This is a genomic window from Micromonospora sp. NBC_01412 (genome assembly GCF_045040215.1).
GTDB lineage: Bacteria > Actinomycetota > Actinomycetes > Mycobacteriales > Micromonosporaceae > Micromonospora > Micromonospora rubida.
This window is the reverse complement of sequence record NZ_CP109528.1, coordinates 3,574,374-3,590,562: the sequence shown is the minus strand read 5'-3', so window position 1 is coordinate 3,590,562 and position 16,189 is coordinate 3,574,374. Positions and strand designations below refer to the sequence as shown.

Sequence of the window (16,189 nt, the reverse complement as noted above, 5' to 3'; positions counted from 1 at the left end):
GAGCGCCGTCGTCACAGCCGCCATCACAGCTCCTTGAGCACGGCGGGTTCGAGCCGGCGGAACGCCCACCAACCGGCCACCAGCACCAGCAGGCTCACCACGATCGTGGTGGCCAGCAGCCGGGCGTCGGGGAACTGGTCCGGGTACCAGACCGCGTGGTGCAGCTGGAAGATGCCGACCAGCGGGTTCAGCTCGTACCCGGTCTTCACCCAGCCGGGCACGGTGGACTCCCGGACCAGGCTCAACGGGTAGATGATCGGGGTGGCGTAGAACAACAGCCGGATCAGCAGCCGCATGAACCGCTCGATGTCGCGCATCAGCACGTTGAGCGCGGACAGCAGCAGCGCCAGCCCGACCAGCAGCATCGCCTGCACGGCGACGGCGAGCGGCAGGGCGAGCACCGACCAGCCGGGGTGCACCTCGCCGCGCGCCGCGTAGCCGACGGCGATGGCGACCAGGATCGGCAGGCCGGCGGCGTACTCGGCGAACCGGCCGGTGACCCGGCCGATCGGGAAGACCTGGCGCGGCACGTTCATCGTGGTGATCAGCCGGGCCTGCCCGGTCAGCGCGTTGGTCGCCTCGCTCAGCGCCGAACTGGTCCACATCCAGGCGAAGATGCCGGTGATCAGGAACAGCGGGTACGACGCGGCGGCCTGCCCGAGGTGCCGGCTGGTGTCGCCGGAGTAGAGCACCCCGAAGACGAACCAGTAGATCGCCCCCATGCCGAGCGGCTCGATCAGCGACCAGAGGTAGCCGAGCACCGACTGCTGGTACTTCACCGCCAGGTCGCGCCGGACGAGGATGCGCAGCGAGTTCCGGTGCGCCCACAGCGCCCCGACGCCAGACGTCACCCCGCCTCCTCGCCGGATCAGCACTCGATCACGTTGACGGCCAGGCCGCCTCGCGACGTCTCCTTGTACTTGACCTTCATGTCGGCGCCGGTCTCGCGCATCGTCTTGATCACCTTGTCCAGCGAGACGGCGTGCACCCCGTCGCCGCGCAACGCCAGTCGGGCGGCAGTGATCGCCTTGATGCTAGCCACGGCGTTCCGCTCGATGCAGGGGATCTGCACCAGGCCACCGACCGGGTCGCAGGTGAGCCCGAGATTGTGCTCCATGCCGATCTCGGCCGCGTTCTCCACCTGCTCGGGGGTGCCGCCGAGGGCCTCGGCGAGCCCGGCGGCGGCCATCGAACAGGCCGAGCCGACCTCGCCCTGGCAGCCCACCTCGGCCCCGGAGATCGAGGCGTTCTCCTTGAACAGCACGCCGATCGCCCCGGCCGCCAGCAGGAACCGGACCACGCCCTCGTCGGACGCCCCCGGGACGAACCGGGTGTAGTAGTGCAGCACCGCCGGGATGATCCCGGCCGCGCCGTTGGTCGGGGCGGTGACCACCCGGCCGCCGGCCGCGTTCTCCTCGTTGACCGCGAGCGCGAACAGGGTCACCCAGTCCATGACCCGCAGCGGGTCGGTGTTCCCGGTGTCCGCCTCCAGGCTGCGCCGCAGCTCCGCCGCGCGCCGCCGAACCTTCAGCCCGCCCGGGAGTACGCCGTCGCGCTCGTAGCCCCGCTCGACACACTCGCGCATCACCCGCCAGATCTCCAGCAGCCCGGCGCGCACCTCACCCTCGGTGCGCCGGGACCGCTCGTTGGCGAGCATCACCTCGCTGATCGACAGCCCGTTGCCGGCGCTGACCGCCAGCAGTTCCGCCCCGGTCAGGAACGGGTACCGGACCCGGCTGGTGTCGGGGACGATCCGGTCCGCCCCGGCCGCCGCCTCGTCGACCACGAACCCGCCGCCGACCGAGTAGTACGTCCGCTCCCGCAGCTCCGCGCCCGCGGCGTCGTACGCGACGAAGGTCATCCCGTTCGGGTGGTACGGCAGCGACCGGCGCCGGTGCAGCACCAGGTCCCGGTCCGGGTCGAAGTCGATTTCCTGAACGCCGAGCAGGCCGAGCCGCCGCTCGGCCCGGATCCGCGCCACCCGGGGGCCGACGGTGTCGGTGTCGACGGACTCCGGAGCCTCCCCCTCCAGCCCCAGCAGCACCGCCCGGTCGCTGCCGTGGCCGTGGCCGGTGGCGCCGAGCGAGCCGAACAGCTCCGCCCGCACCCGGGCCGTCGTGGAGAGCAGCCCATCGGCCTTGAGCCCGGAGACGAACGTCCGGGCGGCCCGCATCGGGCCCACTGTGTGCGAGCTGGACGGCCCGATGCCCACGCTGAAGAGGTCGAAAACGCTGATCATGTGCACTTCCTCGCCGTCGGCCCCGCCGCGCGGGCCCGGCCCCGGCCTCCCCGATCGGGTCGGCCGTCCCACCGCCGTCCGGGTGTGGACGACCAGACCGGCGAGCCTACCCGCCCAGCTCCCACACCCTCCACATCCTGCGTCCCACTCCGCACCAGCAGGCAAAACGTGCTGGCGGGGGCCCGACGCGGGGGCGCGGGGAGGCGTTGCGGTGGGGGTGCCCGGGTAAGCACCTACGGGTCAGGGGGTGCGGAATCACCCTCGGGACGGAGGGCGGGGTGGTCGTCCGTTCCTACCGTGGAATGCAGAGGCGGCGGGTACGCCGCAGAGTGGGAGTACGACGATGAGTCGCAAACTGGTCCGGCCCCGCGAGGGGCGCATGCTCGCCGGGGTCTGCGTCGGCCTGGCCCGCCGGTTCAACACCTCCGCCAACCTGGTCCGGCTGCTGTTCCTGCTGTCGCTGCTGCTGCCCGGCACCCAGGTGGTCGTCTACCTGGTGCTGTGGGTGCTCATGCCGAACGAGGACCGCTACGCCGCCGCCCGCCACTGACCCGCCACCCACCACACGCGGAAGCGCCCGCCCCGAACGTTCGGGGCGGGCGCTTCGTCGCTGGCGGGAGGACGTCAGGGTGCGGTGTAGGTGACGGTCACCTTCTCGTACCCGAGGGAGCGGAGCAGGCCCTCCAGCATCTTGCGGGTGTTCTCCTCGGCGCGGGCGGTCAACCCGCTGTCCCGGGCGGCGGCGGTGATCCGGTCCTCGGCCAGCTTGTACACCTGCTGCTGGCGGTTCGGGTCGCCCTTGACCAGGTCGTTGAGCCGGTTGATCAGGCCCCGCTGCTGCGCGACGACGTAGCTCTTCTCCATGTCCAGGTTGGTCTGGGCGAGCTGCGGCGCGGGAAGCTTGACCTCGACGGACTTCCCGTCGGCCGAAACGGCGATCGCACCCTCGGCGATCTTGCCGAAGTCCACGTAGGCCTCGACGCTGCCCGCCCCCACGAAGAGGGTGCGCTCGTTGAGCAGGAACTCCGGGACGTTTTTCCGGTCGTTCTGCAGGTCGACCACGACCTGGAAGTTGCCCTCGGCCGCGACGTAGCGGCTGAGGTCCTGGATCGACTTCAGCAGCGGGGGCTGACTGCGGTCGGTCTGCTCCTTGCTGAACGGGTTGCGGAAGTCCGGAATGAGCCCGGTCGCCTGCGTGCCGAGCAGCACCACCACGGCCAGCGCTGCGGCGCCGAGCACCACGAGCAACCCCCGGGCGGGCCCGGAAGGGCCCCGCGGGGCAGGCCGGTCGACCTCACCGTCAGGGGACATCGCGCTCACCATCCTCGATCGGACACATCGTCTTCCGATGACGGTACGGCTCTCGTGCGACACCCGCTCGGCGAGCACCCGGCCCGCGCGTGTCGCACTCTGGACGAACCTCTCCACCCCATCCCGGCCCCATCCCGTCGCACCCACCCGCCAGCCCGGATCAACGCGGGATCAAGCGGGGGCAGGGCGGTGGGGCGGCGACAGCCGTCAGTCGGCCTGGCCGGAGAGCACCAGCACCCGGGCGTGGATCTGGTTGCGCTGCTGGAGGGCGGCGCGCAGCGCGCGGTGCAGCCCGTCCTCCAGGTACAGCCCGCCGTTCCACTGCACGACGTGCGGGAACAGGTCGCCGTAGAAGGTGGAGTCCTCGGCGAGGAGCTTGTCCAGCGCCAGCTCGCGCTTGGTGGTGATCAGCTGGTCCAGCCGCAGCGGGCGCGGCGGGATCTCCGCCCACTGCTTGAGCGTCAGGTTGTGGTCCGGGTAGGGACTCCCGTCCCGGACCGCTCTGAAGATCACGACGGTACGCTCCCCTCCCCCTGACCGGGCCGACCCGCCGCGTCGGGTCGCATCGCGGTGTGGCGCCGCGCGACGCGGCACCGATGACCGTGCCAGCGTAGCCGCCCGTGCCACACCGCGTTTTACTCCCTCATGTCGCATTCACTACTGCGACGCCCCGGACCCGTCCCTGACCGGTTCTCCGGGCCGCCGGTCGCGGTCGGCCCCGCGGACCGGTCAGCTCCAGCGGCCCCGGCGGACCACCTCGTCGACCGGGCGACGCCCCCGGCGCAGCGACGGCGACCGGTGGTCCGATGCCCGGTAGCCGACGGTCAGCGCGCCGATCGGCTGGTACTCCTCGGGCACCCCGAAGGCCTGCCGGTACGCGGCGGTGCGCTGGGGCGAGATGCCGAAGAAGCACGCGCCCAGCCCCTCGTCCACGGCGGTGAGCAGCATCAGCAGTGCGGCGAAGCCGGTGTCGACGTGCCAGTACGGCACCGGCCAACGCTCCGTCGAGCGGTCCGCCCAGCCCTTGTCCGGCTCCGCGTACCGCTCCAGGTACGCCGACCGGTTGGCGTGCGGCACGACGATCAGCGGCGCCCGCCGCATCCCGGCCAGCCACCGGTCCCGCCCGCCGCCGTCCGGGGTGGTCGCCGCCCAGAACCGCTCCCGGTCCTCCGGCGCCTCCAGCACCAGGAATCCCCAGCCCTGGGAGAACCCGGCGGACGGGGCCCGGACCGCGTGGTCGAGCAGCCGCTCGACCACGTCGGGCGGGACCGGGCGGTCCGGGTCGTAGTTGCGCACCATCCGGCGCCGCCGGACGACCTCGGCGAATTCCATGTCGCTCCCTCGTGCCGGCCGCTCAGGCCCCGGGACGGATGCCCCAGGCGCCCCGCCAGGTGTCCCCCGGCTCCAGGGTGATCACGTCCTTGCCCGAGCGGAACGCGTCCGGCGGGCAGGTCATCGGCTCGACGGCCACCGAGCGCCGGTGCCGCTCCCCGCTGAGGGTGTCCCCGGTGAAGACCTGCCACCAGCCGAACTCCCGGTCCGCCCAGATCCGCACCGCGACGGCGTCGTCCGGGGCGGCCAGGGTCACCGAGGATCCGCCGTCGGCGGCCCGGGTCACCTCGCCGAACGCCGCGTCGAGCACCGCGTCGCCGATCCTGCGCGGGCTGGTGTAGTCGTACTCGGTGCCGGCGACCGGGGTCGCCCCGACCGGCAGCAGCCGCCCGTCCAGCAGCACCCGGGTCCGCCCGGGCACCTGGATCGAGATGTCGTCGACGGCCACCCCGGGCAGCCGCAGGTACGGGTGAATCGAGAAGCCGAACGGGCAGGGCCCGTCGCCGACGTTGGTCGCCTCGTGCTCGACGAGCAGGCCGTCCGGGCCCACGGCGTACCGGGTGCGCAGCCGCAGCCCCCACGGGTAGCCGGGGTGCGGCGGCAGGTCGTAGCCGACGGTGACCGCGTCGTCGGCCTGCTCGACGAGGTGCCAGCGCGCCCAGTTGACCAGGCCGTGGATGGCGTTGTGCCGAGTCGGCTCGGTCAGCGTGAGCTGCAACGACCGCCCCCCGAAGGAGTACTGCCCGTCGCGGATCCGGTTCGGCCACGGGGCCAGCACCTGACCGGCCCCGCCGGGGCAGATCTCGTCGAGGTCGTACCCGTCGAGGTAGTCGGCCCCGTCGTGCCGGTATGTCCGCAGACCGCCGCCCACCTCCACGATGACGGCCTCGTGGCCGGCGGCGGAAATGGTCCACTGTGCGCCTGACGGCGGGGGGGTAGCGGCGTTCTGCATGCCGGTGACCTTAGTCGTTCACTCCTGCGTACGCGGTGTGGCGGCCCGGTAGCGCAGCAGGGCCGGGAAGGCCGCCACCAGCAGCACCGCCAGCACCGCCGAGGCCAGGCCGCCGCCGACCCAGGCGACGCCGGTGCCGAACCCGGCGGCCGTCGCCCCCGCGCGCAGGTCGCCGAGTCGGGGCCCGCCCGCGACGACCACCGTGTTGACGCCCTGGAGCCGGCCGCGCAGCCGGTCCGGCGCGTGCACCAGCAGCATCGTCTGCCGCAGCACGGAGCTGATCAGGTCGGCCGCGCCGGCCAGGGCGAGCAGCCCGACCACCAGCCAGAGCTGGCGGGCCAGCCCGGCGGCGGCGATGGCCACGCCCCAGCCGACCACGGCGAGGACCAGCGCCAGCCCCTGCCGGCGGAGCCGGCCGATCCAGCCGGAGGTGAGCCCGCCGAGCATCGACCCGATGGCGATCGCGCTGTAGAGCCAGCCGACCGCCGCGCCGCCGCCGAACCGTTCCTGGGCCACCTGGGGGAACAGCGCCCGGGGCATCGCCAGCACCATCGCGATCAGGTCGATGACGAAGGAGAGCAGCAGCACGGGGGTCGCGGCCAGGTAGCGGAAGCCGTCCACGATGCTGGCCAGCCCCGCCCGGCGGGGCGCGGCGGAGCCGTCCGGGTCGGGCTCGGGGGGCAGCGCCGGCAGCCGGAAGGTGGCCCACAGCGAGACGGTGAAGAGCAGGGCGTCCACCGCGTACGCCACCGGCAGGCCGAGGCCGGTGCCCCAGCCGGCGAAGATCAGGCCGGCGGTCAACGGCCCGAACACCGAGGTGGCGGTGTGGGTGGTGAAGTTGAGCGTGCTCGCCGCCGCCACCAGTTCCGTCGGCACCAGCCGGGGCAGGATCGCGCTGCGGGTCGGCGAGGTGACCGCGAACGCGGTGGACTGCACCGCCACCAGGGTCAGCAGCAGCACCGGGCTGCCCACCCGCAGCAGGGCCTGGACCAGCAGTGCGAGCGTCGACGCCCAGAGCAGTGCCCCGCCGGCGAGCAGCACCCGGCGGCGGTCCAGGACGTCGGCGACCGCCCCGCCCCACAGCCCGAAGACCAGCAGCGGCAGGAACCCGGCGATGCCGAGCAGGCCGACCCAGAACGAGCCGCCGGTCAACGCGTACATCTCCACCGGCACCGCGACCGCCGTGAATTGGAAGCCGAACATGGCCACGGCGTTGCCGAGCCACACCCGCCGGTACGCGGGCACGCCGAGCGGGCGCAGGTCGATCGCCCAGCGGCGCGGTCCGCGCGGCCGGGTCTGCCTGACGGCGGTCACGGGGCCAGCCGCTCCACGACCCACTCTCCGTCGCCGGCCGTCCCCGGGGAGGCCCCGGCGCGGCGGAACCGCAGCCGGTCGTGCAGCCGGCTGGCCCGGCCCTGCCAGAACTCCACCGTCTCCGGGCGCACCCGCAGCCCGCCCCAGTCCGGCGGGGCGGGGATCGGCTCCACCCCGGCGAAGCGCTCGGCCGCCGCCCGGTAGCCGGCGTCCAGCGCGGCCCGGTCCGGGACGACCCGGGACTGGGCGCTGGCCCAGGCGCCGAGCTGGGAGCCGCGCGGGCGGCTGGCGTAGTACGCCTCGGTCTCGGCCCGGTCCACCGGCTCGATCCGCCCGGCCACCACCACCTGCCGCTGCATCGCGAACCATGGGAAGACCAGGCTGGCGTACGGATTGGCCAGCGCCTCGACGCCCTTGCGGGAGCCGTGGTTGGTGAACAGGACGAAACCCTCGGTGTCGTACTGCTTGAGCAGGACGGTGCGGCCGCTGGGCCGGCCCAGGGCGTCGGCGGTGCCGAGGATCATGGCGTTCGGCTCGGGCAGCCGGGCGGCCACCGCGTCGGCGAACCAACGGGCGAATTGCGTGTGCCAGTCGGCCGCCAGGTTCGCCTCGGAAAGGCCCAGGTCGGCGGCGTACTCGTTACGCATCCCCGCCAGTCCGGGTGTGTCACCCGTCACAGTCAGTCTCCCTCTCGTCGGGCCGCCCGTACCCGCACCGCTGGCCAGCCCGGACCCCCCAGTCTCACCGAGGCCACCCGGTTGTCCACCGGCGGGGATGAGGCGTGCAGCACAGTCGCACTGGGTCGCGCAGTCGGTTACCCAGCAGGCAAGATGTCACGAACACGTCCCTGAGGATCGCCTAAGGTGCTCGACCGGTCGGGCCGGATGAGCTTGGGCGGGCGCATCGAGCAGATCCAGGAGAGAGCGACATGGCCGACTTCAAACCCGGGCTGGAGGGCGTCGTAGCCTTCGAGACCCAGATCGCCGAGCCGGACAGGGCGGGGGGCGCGCTGCGCTACCGCGGCGTCGACATCGAGGATCTGATCGGTCAGGTCTCCTTCGGCAACGTCTGGGCGCTGCTGGTCGACGGGCGCTTCGGCCCCGGCCTGCCGCCGGCCGAGCCGTTCCCGGTGCCGGTGCACTCCGGCGACATCCGGGTCGACGTGCAGTCCGCCGTCGCCATGCTCGCCCCGTACTGGGGGCTCAGCCAGCTGCTGGACATCTCCGACGAGCAGGCCCGCGAGGACCTGGCCCGGGTCTCGGTGACCGCGCTCTCCTTCGTCGCCCAGTCCGCCCGCGGCCTGGGCCTGCCGGCCGTGCCGCAGAAGGAGATCGACAAGGCCGGGACGATCGTCGAGCGCTTCATGAAGCGCTGGCGCGGCGAGCCCGACCCGCGGCACGTCAAGGCCGTGGACGCGTACTTCATCTCGGCCGCCGAGCACGGCCTGAACGCCTCCACGTTCACCGCCCGGATCGTCGCCTCCACCGGCGCGGACGCCGCGGCCTGCATCTCCTCCGGCATCGGCGCCCTCTCCGGCCCGCTGCACGGCGGCGCCCCCTCCCGGGTGCTCACCATGCTGGAGGCCGTCGAGCGCAGCGGTGACGCCGAGGGGTACGTCAAGGGCGTCCTGGACCGGGGCGAGCGGCTGATGGGCTTCGGCCACCGGGTCTACCGGGCCGAGGACCCGCGCGCCCGGGTGCTCCGCCGCACCGCCAAGGAGCTGGGCGCGCCGCGCTTCGAGATCGCCGAGGCGCTGGAGAAGGCCGCCCTGGCCGAGCTCCAGGCCCGCCGCCCGGACCGGGTGCTCGCCACCAACGTCGAGTTCTGGTCGGCCGTGGTGCTGGACTTCGCCGAGGTGCCGGCGCACATGTTCACCTCGATGTTCACCTGCGCCCGGATGGGCGGCTGGAGCGCGCACATCCTGGAGCAGAAGAAGCTCCAGCGGCTGGTCCGCCCGTCGGCCACCTACATCGGCCCGGGCACCCGCAAGCCGCGTGAGGTCGAGGGCTGGGACGCCATCCCGCACGGCGTCTGAGCCCGACGCCTGTCACCACCTGGGTGCGCGACGCCCGTCCATCCCGTCAGCGCCAACGAGGAAGGGGCCCCGCCGGTCGGCGGGGCCCCTCCGCGTTCCCGGGGGCCGGCCGGCCGCGCGACCGGCGGTGTGTCCCATGCCTCACCGCCGGGTGTCCGGGTCGGCCCGGGTGCGAGGATGAGGGCTCGGCAGAGCCGCCGGACCATCTCGGATCCCGGCCGACCGTGCGCCCGCGCACGCGACCGCCGTCGGTCCGCACCCGCCCACCAGACCGGGCCCCGCCCACGCGGAAGGATCTCGACAACCGTGGCTGACGCACCGACCATCCGGATTCCCGAAGACATCAAGCCCACCGACGGACGGTTCGGCTGCGGGCCGTCCAAGGTCCGTCCGGCGGCCGTCTCCGCCCTCGCCGACGCGGCGACCGGCTTCCTGGGCACCTCACACCGGCAGAAGACCGTCCGGGACCAGGTCGCCCGGCTGCGGCGCGGCATCGCCGAGTTCTACTCCCTCCCCGAGGGCTACGAGGTGATCCTCGGCAACGGCGGCACCACGGCGTTCTGGGAGGTCGCGACGTTCGGCCTGATCCGGGACCGGGCCCAGTTCGCCAGCTTCGGCGAGTTCGGCGCGAAGTTCGTCAAGTCGGTCAGCCAGGCGCCGTTCCTCGGCGAGCCGACCGTGCGCAAGTCGGAGCCGGGCAGCGCCCCGACGCTCGTGGCCGAGGCCGGGGTCGACGCGTACGGCCTCCCGCAGAACGAGACGTCGACCGGCGTCGCCGTGCCGATCAGCCGGGTGGCCGGTGCCGACGAGGGCTCGCTGCTGCTGGTCGACGCCACCTCCGCCGCGGGCGGCCTGGCGGTCGACGTGCGCGAGACCGACGTCTACTACTTCGCCCCGCAGAAGTGCTTCGCCTCCGACGGCGGCCTCTGGCTGGCCCTGATGTCGCCGGCCGCGCTGGAGCGGGCCACCGAGATCAAGGCGTCGGGCCGGTACATCCCGGCGTTCCTCGACCTGGTCACCGCGATCGACAACTCGCGGCTGGAGCAGACGTACAACACCCCGGCCCTGGCCACCATCTTCCTGGCCGCCGAGCAGACCGACTGGATGAACGAACAGGGCGGGCTGGACTGGGCCGCCAAGCGCACGGCCGAGAGCGCCGGCATCGTGTACGGCTGGGCCGAGCGCTCGGCCGTGGCGACCCCGTTCGTCACCGACCCGGCGCTGCGGTCCAATGTGGTCGTCACCGTCGACTTCGCCGACGGGGTGGACGCGGCGGCGATCGCCAAGGCGCTGCGGGCCAACGGGATCGTCGACACGGAGCCGTACCGGAAGCTGGGCCGCAACCAGCTCCGCATCGCGCTCTACCCGGCGGTCGAGCCGGCCGACGTGGAGGCGCTGACCGCCTCGATCGACTACGTCGTCGAGCGGCTCTAGGCATCGTCACACTGGGTGGCCATCGGGCCGCCGACGGCCACCCAGTGTGATCATCTTCGCAGCTCGTCCGCGACATGCGGGGTGTCGGTTCCCCCACCTGGTGACGGATGGGCGTACCGTGGTGCGAGACGCCTGGGTGGCCGACTCGTGGCGTGCGGCCAGCGAAGCGGGACGGAGGCAACGCTCATGCGCCCAGTACGCTTCGTCGCCCTCTCGGAGGACGGCCAGGCTCTGGTGCTCGCCGACGAGGTCGGGCGGCTGCTCGCCCTGCCCATCGACGAGCGGATCGCCGGTGCCATGCACGCCGAGCCGGGTGCGCCCCCGCTCGCCGTGGTGCCGAACACCGCAGACCTGGTGCCGTCGCTGTCCCCGCGCGACATCCAAGCCAAGATCCGCTCCGGCGAGTCCGCCGAGGACGTGGCCCGCATCGCGGGTGTCCCGGTCGACCGGGTGCTGCGCTACGCCGGCCCTGTGCTCCAGGAGCGGGCGATGCTCGCCCAGCACGCCCGGCGCACCCGGCTCAAGGGCGCCGAGAAGCCGACCCCGCTGGCCGACGTGGTCAACGGCCGGCTGGCCCAGCACGGGATCGACACCGAGAAGATCTCCTGGGACGCGTACCGCCGCGACGACGGCACCTGGCGGATCATCGCCACCTGGCCGTCGGGCAAGGCCACCGCGCAGGCGGTGTGGGACCTGGACAAGACCCGGCAGAACGTCACCCCGCACGACGACATGGCGCAGTACCTGTGCGCCGAGCGCCCCACCCCGATCCTCGGGCAGGAGCCCACGCCGGAGCGGGGCGGCCACGCGCTGCCCGGCCCGTCGCGCGCCGAGCCGGGCCGGGGCGGGCACGGGCTGCCTGCGGCTGCCGGCGAGCACGGCCGCCCGGGGCGGGACCCGATCCGCGCCGGGCGCGACGCCCTGCTCGCCTCGCTGGACCGTCCACTCGGCTCGACGTCCGGGCGCGGCCTGGAGCCGCGCACGCCGGCGGCGCTGGCCGGGTCCGAGGCGCCCCGGCAGCGGCCGGTCGGCGGCGGGGCTGCGGCCCTGCTCGGCGGTGGCCAGGGCTCCGCGTTCGACGACGACTCGGACGCACCGAAGGAGATCCCGGCCGTGCCGTCGCTGGCGGTGCTCCGGCCCCGCCGCACGGCTGCCGCGACTGCGGCCGGCGGGAACGAGTCGACCGACGCCTCCGGCAAGCCCCGCAAGCGGCTGCCGAGCTGGGACGACGTCCTCTTCGGCAGCGGTCCGGCGGCCCGCGAGTCCTCCTGACCGACCCGTTCGCCGGCGGCGTGCCCGCCACGCCCCGGCGAACGGTGAGGCACTCGAGGTGCGCCCGTGGCAGGGTGGATCGCATGGAGTACACGAATCTGGGACGCACCGGGCTGTCGGTGAGCCGGCTCTGCCTCGGCACCATGAACTTCGGGCCGCAGACCAGCGAGCCGGACAGCTTCGCCGTCATGGACCGGGCGCTGGAACACGGCATCAACTTCTTCGACACCGCCAACGTGTACGGCTGGCAGACCGGCGAGGGGATCACCGAACAGATCATCGGCCGTTGGTTCGCCCAGGGCGGCGGCCGGCGGGACAAGGTCGTCCTGGCCACCAAGGTCTACGGCAAGATGGGCGAGTGGCCCAACGAGCAGGGCCTGAGCGCCCGACACATCGTCCGGGCCTGCGAGGACTCGCTGCGCCGGCTCCATACCGACGTCATCGACCTGTACCAGATGCACCACGTCTCCCGGGCCACCCCGTGGGAGGAGATCTGGCAGGCCATGGAGACCCTGGTCGCCCAGGGCAAGGTGGTCTACGTCGGATCGTCCAACTTCGCCGGTTGGCACATCGGGCAGGCGCAGGCGGCTGCCGAGCGGCGCAACTTCCTCGGCCTCGTCTCCGAGCAGTCGATCTACAACCTGCTGACCCGCCACGTCGAGCTGGAGGTGGTCCCGGCCGCCCAGCACTACGGCCTCGGCATCATCCCCTGGTCGCCGCTGCACGGCGGGCTGCTGTCCGGGGTGCTGCGCAAGATGGCCGAGGGCGGGGCCGCCCGGGGCACCAGCGGCCGGGCCGCCGAGGGCCTGGCGGAACACCGGCCGGCGATCGAGGCGTACGAGAAGTTCTGCGCGGAGCTCGGCCACGACCCGGCGGATGTGGCGCTCGGCTGGCTGCTCTCCCGGCCGGGGGTGACCGCCCCGATCATCGGCCCACGCACCCTCGACCAGCTCGACCGGTCGCTGGGCGCGCTTGACGTGCGGCTCGACGAGGCGGCGCTGGCCCGGCTCGACGAGCTGTTCCCGCCGGTGGGCAAAGGCGGCCCGGGCCCGGAGGCGTGGGCCTGGTGACGGCTCCGTGACCTGCTCCTGAGCGGCGGCGTGCCGGCCACCGCGTCGGGGCCGGCACGCCGCGTCCGTGCCGGCCACGTGTCGGGGCCAGCACGCCGCTCGGCGCCGGCCACCCTGTCAGGGCCGGCACGCCGCCGGCCCGGAGAACGGGCCGGCCTCAGACGGGCCAGGCGGCCAGCCGGCCGTGCGTCGGCCGGGGGCCCTGGTGGCTGCGGACCAGCACCAGCTCGGCGGCCGGCCACCGCGGCCCCAGGTAGTCGTGCAGGGCCTCCCGGTCGGCGGCCACGTCGGCCCGGTCGATCCGGGCGCCGGGCCGGGCGATGGTCAGGTGCGGGCGGAACGGCTTCTCGTCGTACGGCAGCCGGCCCCGGATCAGACCGATCCGGATCAGCCGGGCCAGGACGCGAAGCGCCTCGACGTCGCCGCGCACGTCCACCCAGAGCACCGTGAGCCGGCCCTCGCCGAAGCTGCCCCCGCCGCCGAGCCGCAGCACCGGTGAGCCGGCCCGGCCGGCCCGGAACGTCTCGGCGGCGATCCCGAGGGCACTCTCCGCATCGACCAGGCGGCCCGCGTCCACGTCGCCGAGGAAGGCGAGGGTGAGGTGGGCGTTCGCGGGGTCGGCGAGCCGGACGTCGGTGCCGGCCGCAGCCGCCCGGCCGACCCGCAGCCGGGCCACCTCGGCGGCCAGGTCGGCGACGGCCGCAGCCGGCGGGTAGACCGCGACGAACAGCCGCACCCGGGTACGCCGTTCAGTGGTGCCGCTGGCGGTGCGGGGCGCGGGCGGCGGGCAGGGGCAGCCCGGCGGCGTGCAGCGCCCCCTCGACCCGGACCCGTTCGATCTCCCGGTCGACGCCGGCCAGCTCGCCCAGGTGTTCGGTGAGCCCAAGGCACCGGCAGGCCGCCCGCAGGTGCTCGTCGTACGCGTCGAGGACGGCGGCGTGCCAGATCACCGCCCGGCCGACCTGGTTGACCCGGTGGCCGCCGAAACGGCGCAGGTCGGCGGCGATCTCCTGGAGGGACCGGCGGTCGGCCCGGTCGAACTCGGTCAGGTCGAGGCCCCGGGTGAGCGAGTCGGCCTCGACGGCCCGGTCCAGCCGGGCGACGGTGCGGCGTTCCCGGCGGCGTTCGCGCCACTCGGCGTGCCAGCAGGCGACCCGGTCGATGATCTCGTCGGCGCAGAAGAGCAGCGCGAAGGCGACCGGCAGACTCGCGACAGCGACGAACGCCAGGGCAAGGAGCATCGCGCGGCCTACCTCCACGCATCGACGCTAAGCCCCCGCGCGCCTGCCCGCCACCGGATTCTTGACATCCAAATACATCAATTTTTCACCCGCCTGTCGGGGCCCTTTCCCCGAGGGCCTCCGACAGGGGCCTTCCGTCACTCCGGGGAAACGACGTAGAAGCGGGGCATCGGGAGAATCCGCAGGCGAAGCCGGGCGCCCGAGCGGCGCAGCTGCCAGGCGAGCGCGATCAGGGCGGTGGCCAGCGAGATCAGCCCGCCGATCCAGATGCTCGCCCCGGCGCCGAAGGTCTCGGCCACCCAGCCGATCAGCGGCGCGCCGACCGGGTTGGTGCCGAGGAAGACCAGCACCCACAGCGCCATGACCCGACCCCGGAACGCGGCGTCGGTGCCGAGCTGCACCCGCTGGTTGGCGGCCTGTGCGAAGAACACCATGAAGAACCCGGCGGGCAGCAGCAGCGTCACCACCATCCAGTACGCCGGCACGACCCCGACCAGGGTGCCGAAGACGGCACAGCCGACCGCCGCGCCGAGCACCACCCAGACCGACGGGCGGCTGCGCCGACCGGTGCCGGCCAGCGCCCCGACCAGCGCCCCGACGGCCAGGGCCGTGCTGAACAGGCCGAACGAGGCGGCGCCGGTCTTGAACACGGTCTTGGCCAGCGCGGCCAGGGTGAGCTGGAAGTTGAACAGGCTCATCCCGATCACCGACATAACCGCCATCGGCAGCAGCAGGTCGGGGCGGCGGGCGACGTACCGCAGCCCGTCGACCACCCGGGCGGAGTCCCGCTCGCCGACCGGCAGCAGGGCCTCGCGGTACAGCTCGGCGGGGCGCATCCGGACCACGTTGGCCAGCGGGGCCAGCGAGCTGACCGCGGTGAACAGGAACACCGGGCCGACGTCGACGACGGCGATGGCCAGGCCGGCCACGGCCGGGCCGACGATCCGGGCCGAGTTGAACACGGCGGCGTTGAGCGACAGCGCGTTGGGCAGCAGGGATGTGCCGACCAGTTCGGAGACGAACGCCTGCCGCACCGGAGTCTCCACCGCGTTCGCGACGCCGAGCAGGGCGGCGAAGACGAAGACGTGCCAGAGTTCCACCAGGCCGGTGAGCACCAGCAGGCTCATCCCGAACGCCAGCACCGTCCAGAACACATTCGCGACGAACAGCAGCAGGCGCTTGTCGTACCGGTCGGCGAGCCGCCCGGAGATCAGGGTGAGCAGCAGCACCGGGGCGAACTGGAGCGCGGTGACGAAGCCGAGCGCGGTGGCGGAGTCGTCCGAGAGCTGAAGGACGAGCCAGTCCTGGGCTATGAACATCATCCAGACGCCGATCATTTTGATCAGCTGCCCGGACGCGAAGAGCCGGTAGTTACGGACCTGCAATGACTGGAACATCGTGCTCAGCTTCGCCTGCACCCTGAGTGCGCCTCCTCGGTCGTACGCGTCATCGACGGCGGACGGCGCGGGCGCGGTGGCGCGGTCAGGCGCGGGCGAGCTGCTGAAGAATCTCGGCGGCCTGCCGAAGCGTCTCCCGGTCGGACTCGGTGAGCTCGGCCAGCCGGCGGGCCAGCCACTCGTCGCGGACCCGCTCGAACTGATCGAGCACGGCCTGTCCCCCCTCGGTCGCCGAGAGGATGACCTGCCGACCGTCGGTCGGATGGGGGGTACGCCGCACGAGGCCGCGCTCCTCCAACTTCGCGACGATCTTGGTCATCGTCGGCGGTTGCACCCGCTCGACGTCGGCCAGTTCCCGGGGCGTCAGCGCGCCCGCCAGCCTGAGGCTGGTGAGCGCGGAGAGCTGGGTGACCGTCAGGTCGCCCACCGGGCGGGCCTGTCGGACCCGCCGGTTGAGTCGGGTGATCGCATCACGCAGCTGGGGGGCCAGCCGCGCCGGTGGCACGTGTTTCGCCGTCACCGTCCGCTCCGTCACGATAGTTAGCCTAGCTAATGAGCGTGGCTAACGACATCCGATATGACCATGCTCACC

The 16,189-nt window shown here is 73.3% G+C and carries 17 protein-coding genes; 5 read left to right on the top strand and 12 right to left on the bottom strand.

The window, feature by feature from the left end:
• Nucleotides 1-23: 23 nt before the first annotated feature.
• The gene (locus OG617_RS16570) at nt 24-851 is read right to left on the bottom strand and encodes an ABC transporter permease (protein ID WP_405102774.1); all 828 of its coding nucleotides are present in this window, start codon (nt 849-851) and stop codon (nt 24-26) included.
• Between the two features lie 17 nt (nt 852-868).
• Nucleotides 869-2,239 carry an L-serine ammonia-lyase gene (locus OG617_RS16565; RefSeq protein WP_405102772.1) on the bottom strand — a complete coding sequence of 457 codons (1,371 nt, stop codon included), beginning with the start codon at nt 2,237-2,239 and terminating at the stop codon, nt 869-871.
• Between the two features lie 343 nt (nt 2,240-2,582).
• Here OG617_RS16565 and OG617_RS16560 point away from each other — a divergent pair, with 343 nt between their 5' ends.
• The gene (locus OG617_RS16560; protein WP_161689174.1) at nt 2,583-2,789 is read left to right on the top strand and encodes a PspC domain-containing protein; all 207 of its coding nucleotides are present in this window, start codon (nt 2,583-2,585) and stop codon (nt 2,787-2,789) included.
• Nucleotides 2,790-2,863: 74 nt separating this feature from the next.
• Here the strand turns inward: OG617_RS16560 and OG617_RS16555 are convergent, their stop codons facing one another.
• The 6 genes from OG617_RS16555 to pdxH all read right to left on the bottom strand — a co-directional run bounded on the left by OG617_RS16555 (nt 2,864) and on the right by pdxH (nt 7,831).
• Nucleotides 2,864-3,550 carry a DUF4230 domain-containing protein gene (locus OG617_RS16555; protein ID WP_396680439.1) on the bottom strand — a complete coding sequence of 229 codons (687 nt, stop codon included), beginning with the start codon at nt 3,548-3,550 and terminating at the stop codon, nt 2,864-2,866.
• A gap of 207 nt (nt 3,551-3,757) precedes the next feature.
• A complete protein-coding gene (locus tag OG617_RS16550) occupies nt 3,758-4,063 on the bottom strand; it encodes a type II toxin-antitoxin system VapB family antitoxin (RefSeq protein WP_350884141.1) in 306 nt (101 codons plus the stop codon).
• A gap of 216 nt (nt 4,064-4,279) precedes the next feature.
• Nucleotides 4,280-4,882, bottom strand: coding sequence for a nitroreductase family protein (locus tag OG617_RS16545; RefSeq protein ID WP_405102769.1), 603 nt, complete (start codon nt 4,880-4,882; stop codon nt 4,280-4,282).
• A gap of 22 nt (nt 4,883-4,904) precedes the next feature.
• Nucleotides 4,905-5,834 carry an aldose 1-epimerase family protein gene (locus OG617_RS16540; RefSeq protein ID WP_405102767.1) on the bottom strand — a complete coding sequence of 310 codons (930 nt, stop codon included), beginning with the start codon at nt 5,832-5,834 and terminating at the stop codon, nt 4,905-4,907.
• 18 nt (nt 5,835-5,852) lie between these two features.
• Nucleotides 5,853-7,148, bottom strand: a complete 1,296-nt coding sequence (locus tag OG617_RS16535; protein ID WP_405102765.1) for an MFS transporter — start codon at nt 7,146-7,148, stop codon at nt 5,853-5,855.
• Nucleotides 7,145-7,831 (bottom strand): pyridoxamine 5'-phosphate oxidase, encoded by a 687-nt coding sequence (pdxH, locus tag OG617_RS16530; protein ID WP_405103757.1) that lies wholly within the window; start codon nt 7,829-7,831, stop codon nt 7,145-7,147. Before pdxH ends, OG617_RS16535 begins: the two co-directional genes overlap by 4 nt.
• A 245-nt stretch (nt 7,832-8,076) precedes the next feature.
• Between pdxH and OG617_RS16525 the strand changes: the two genes are divergently transcribed.
• From OG617_RS16525 to OG617_RS16510, 4 genes are all read left to right on the top strand, one after another.
• Nucleotides 8,077-9,183 carry a citrate synthase 2 gene (locus OG617_RS16525; RefSeq protein WP_405102763.1) on the top strand — a complete coding sequence of 369 codons (1,107 nt, stop codon included), beginning with the start codon at nt 8,077-8,079 and terminating at the stop codon, nt 9,181-9,183.
• Between the two features lie 306 nt (nt 9,184-9,489).
• Nucleotides 9,490-10,617 (top strand): phosphoserine transaminase, encoded by a 1,128-nt coding sequence (serC, locus tag OG617_RS16520; protein ID WP_405102761.1) that lies wholly within the window; start codon nt 9,490-9,492, stop codon nt 10,615-10,617.
• A 186-nt stretch (nt 10,618-10,803) separates the two neighbouring features.
• Entirely contained in the window at nt 10,804-11,889 is a 1,086-nt protein-coding gene (gene sepH / locus OG617_RS16515) for a septation protein SepH (protein ID WP_405102759.1), read from the top strand.
• Between the two features lie 83 nt (nt 11,890-11,972).
• Nucleotides 11,973-12,959 carry an aldo/keto reductase gene (locus OG617_RS16510; RefSeq protein WP_405102757.1) on the top strand — a complete coding sequence of 329 codons (987 nt, stop codon included), beginning with the start codon at nt 11,973-11,975 and terminating at the stop codon, nt 12,957-12,959.
• A gap of 157 nt (nt 12,960-13,116) precedes the next feature.
• Here OG617_RS16510 and thpR read toward each other — a convergent pair whose 3' ends face one another.
• From thpR to OG617_RS16490, 4 genes are all read right to left on the bottom strand, one after another.
• The gene (gene thpR / locus OG617_RS16505) at nt 13,117-13,695 is read right to left on the bottom strand and encodes an RNA 2',3'-cyclic phosphodiesterase (protein ID WP_405102755.1); all 579 of its coding nucleotides are present in this window, start codon (nt 13,693-13,695) and stop codon (nt 13,117-13,119) included.
• A 13-nt stretch (nt 13,696-13,708) separates the two neighbouring features.
• On the bottom strand, nt 13,709-14,218 hold the full coding sequence (locus OG617_RS16500) for a hypothetical protein (RefSeq protein ID WP_405102753.1): 510 nt from the start codon (nt 14,216-14,218) through the stop codon (nt 13,709-13,711).
• Between the two features lie 119 nt (nt 14,219-14,337).
• Complete coding sequence (locus OG617_RS16495) at nt 14,338-15,618, bottom strand: MFS transporter (protein ID WP_405102751.1); 1,281 nt, start codon at nt 15,616-15,618, stop codon at nt 14,338-14,340.
• 64 nt (nt 15,619-15,682) lie between these two features.
• On the bottom strand, nt 15,683-16,132 hold the full coding sequence (locus OG617_RS16490) for a MarR family winged helix-turn-helix transcriptional regulator (RefSeq protein WP_405102749.1): 450 nt from the start codon (nt 16,130-16,132) through the stop codon (nt 15,683-15,685).
• Nucleotides 16,133-16,189 lie beyond the last annotated feature (57 nt).

What these genes read in the sequence shown, in the direction of transcription:
- OG617_RS16565 (WP_405102772.1), bottom strand. Translation starts at nt 2,239, where the DNA reads ATGATCAGCGTTTTCGACCTCTTCAGCGTGGGCATCGGGCCGTCCAGC.
- OG617_RS16560 (WP_161689174.1), top strand. Translation starts at nt 2,583, where the DNA reads ATGAGTCGCAAACTGGTCCGGCCCCGCGAGGGGCGCATGCTCGCCGGG.
- OG617_RS16555 (WP_396680439.1), bottom strand. Translation starts at nt 3,550, where the DNA reads ATGTCCCCTGACGGTGAGGTCGACCGGCCTGCCCCGCGGGGCCCTTCC.
- OG617_RS16545 (WP_405102769.1), bottom strand. Translation starts at nt 4,882, where the DNA reads ATGGAATTCGCCGAGGTCGTCCGGCGGCGCCGGATGGTGCGCAACTAC.
- OG617_RS16540 (WP_405102767.1), bottom strand. Translation starts at nt 5,834, where the DNA reads ATGCAGAACGCCGCTACCCCCCCGCCGTCAGGCGCACAGTGGACCATT.
- OG617_RS16525 (WP_405102763.1), top strand. Translation starts at nt 8,077, where the DNA reads ATGGCCGACTTCAAACCCGGGCTGGAGGGCGTCGTAGCCTTCGAGACC.
- sepH (WP_405102759.1), top strand. Translation starts at nt 10,804, where the DNA reads ATGCGCCCAGTACGCTTCGTCGCCCTCTCGGAGGACGGCCAGGCTCTG.
- OG617_RS16510 (WP_405102757.1), top strand. Translation starts at nt 11,973, where the DNA reads ATGGAGTACACGAATCTGGGACGCACCGGGCTGTCGGTGAGCCGGCTC.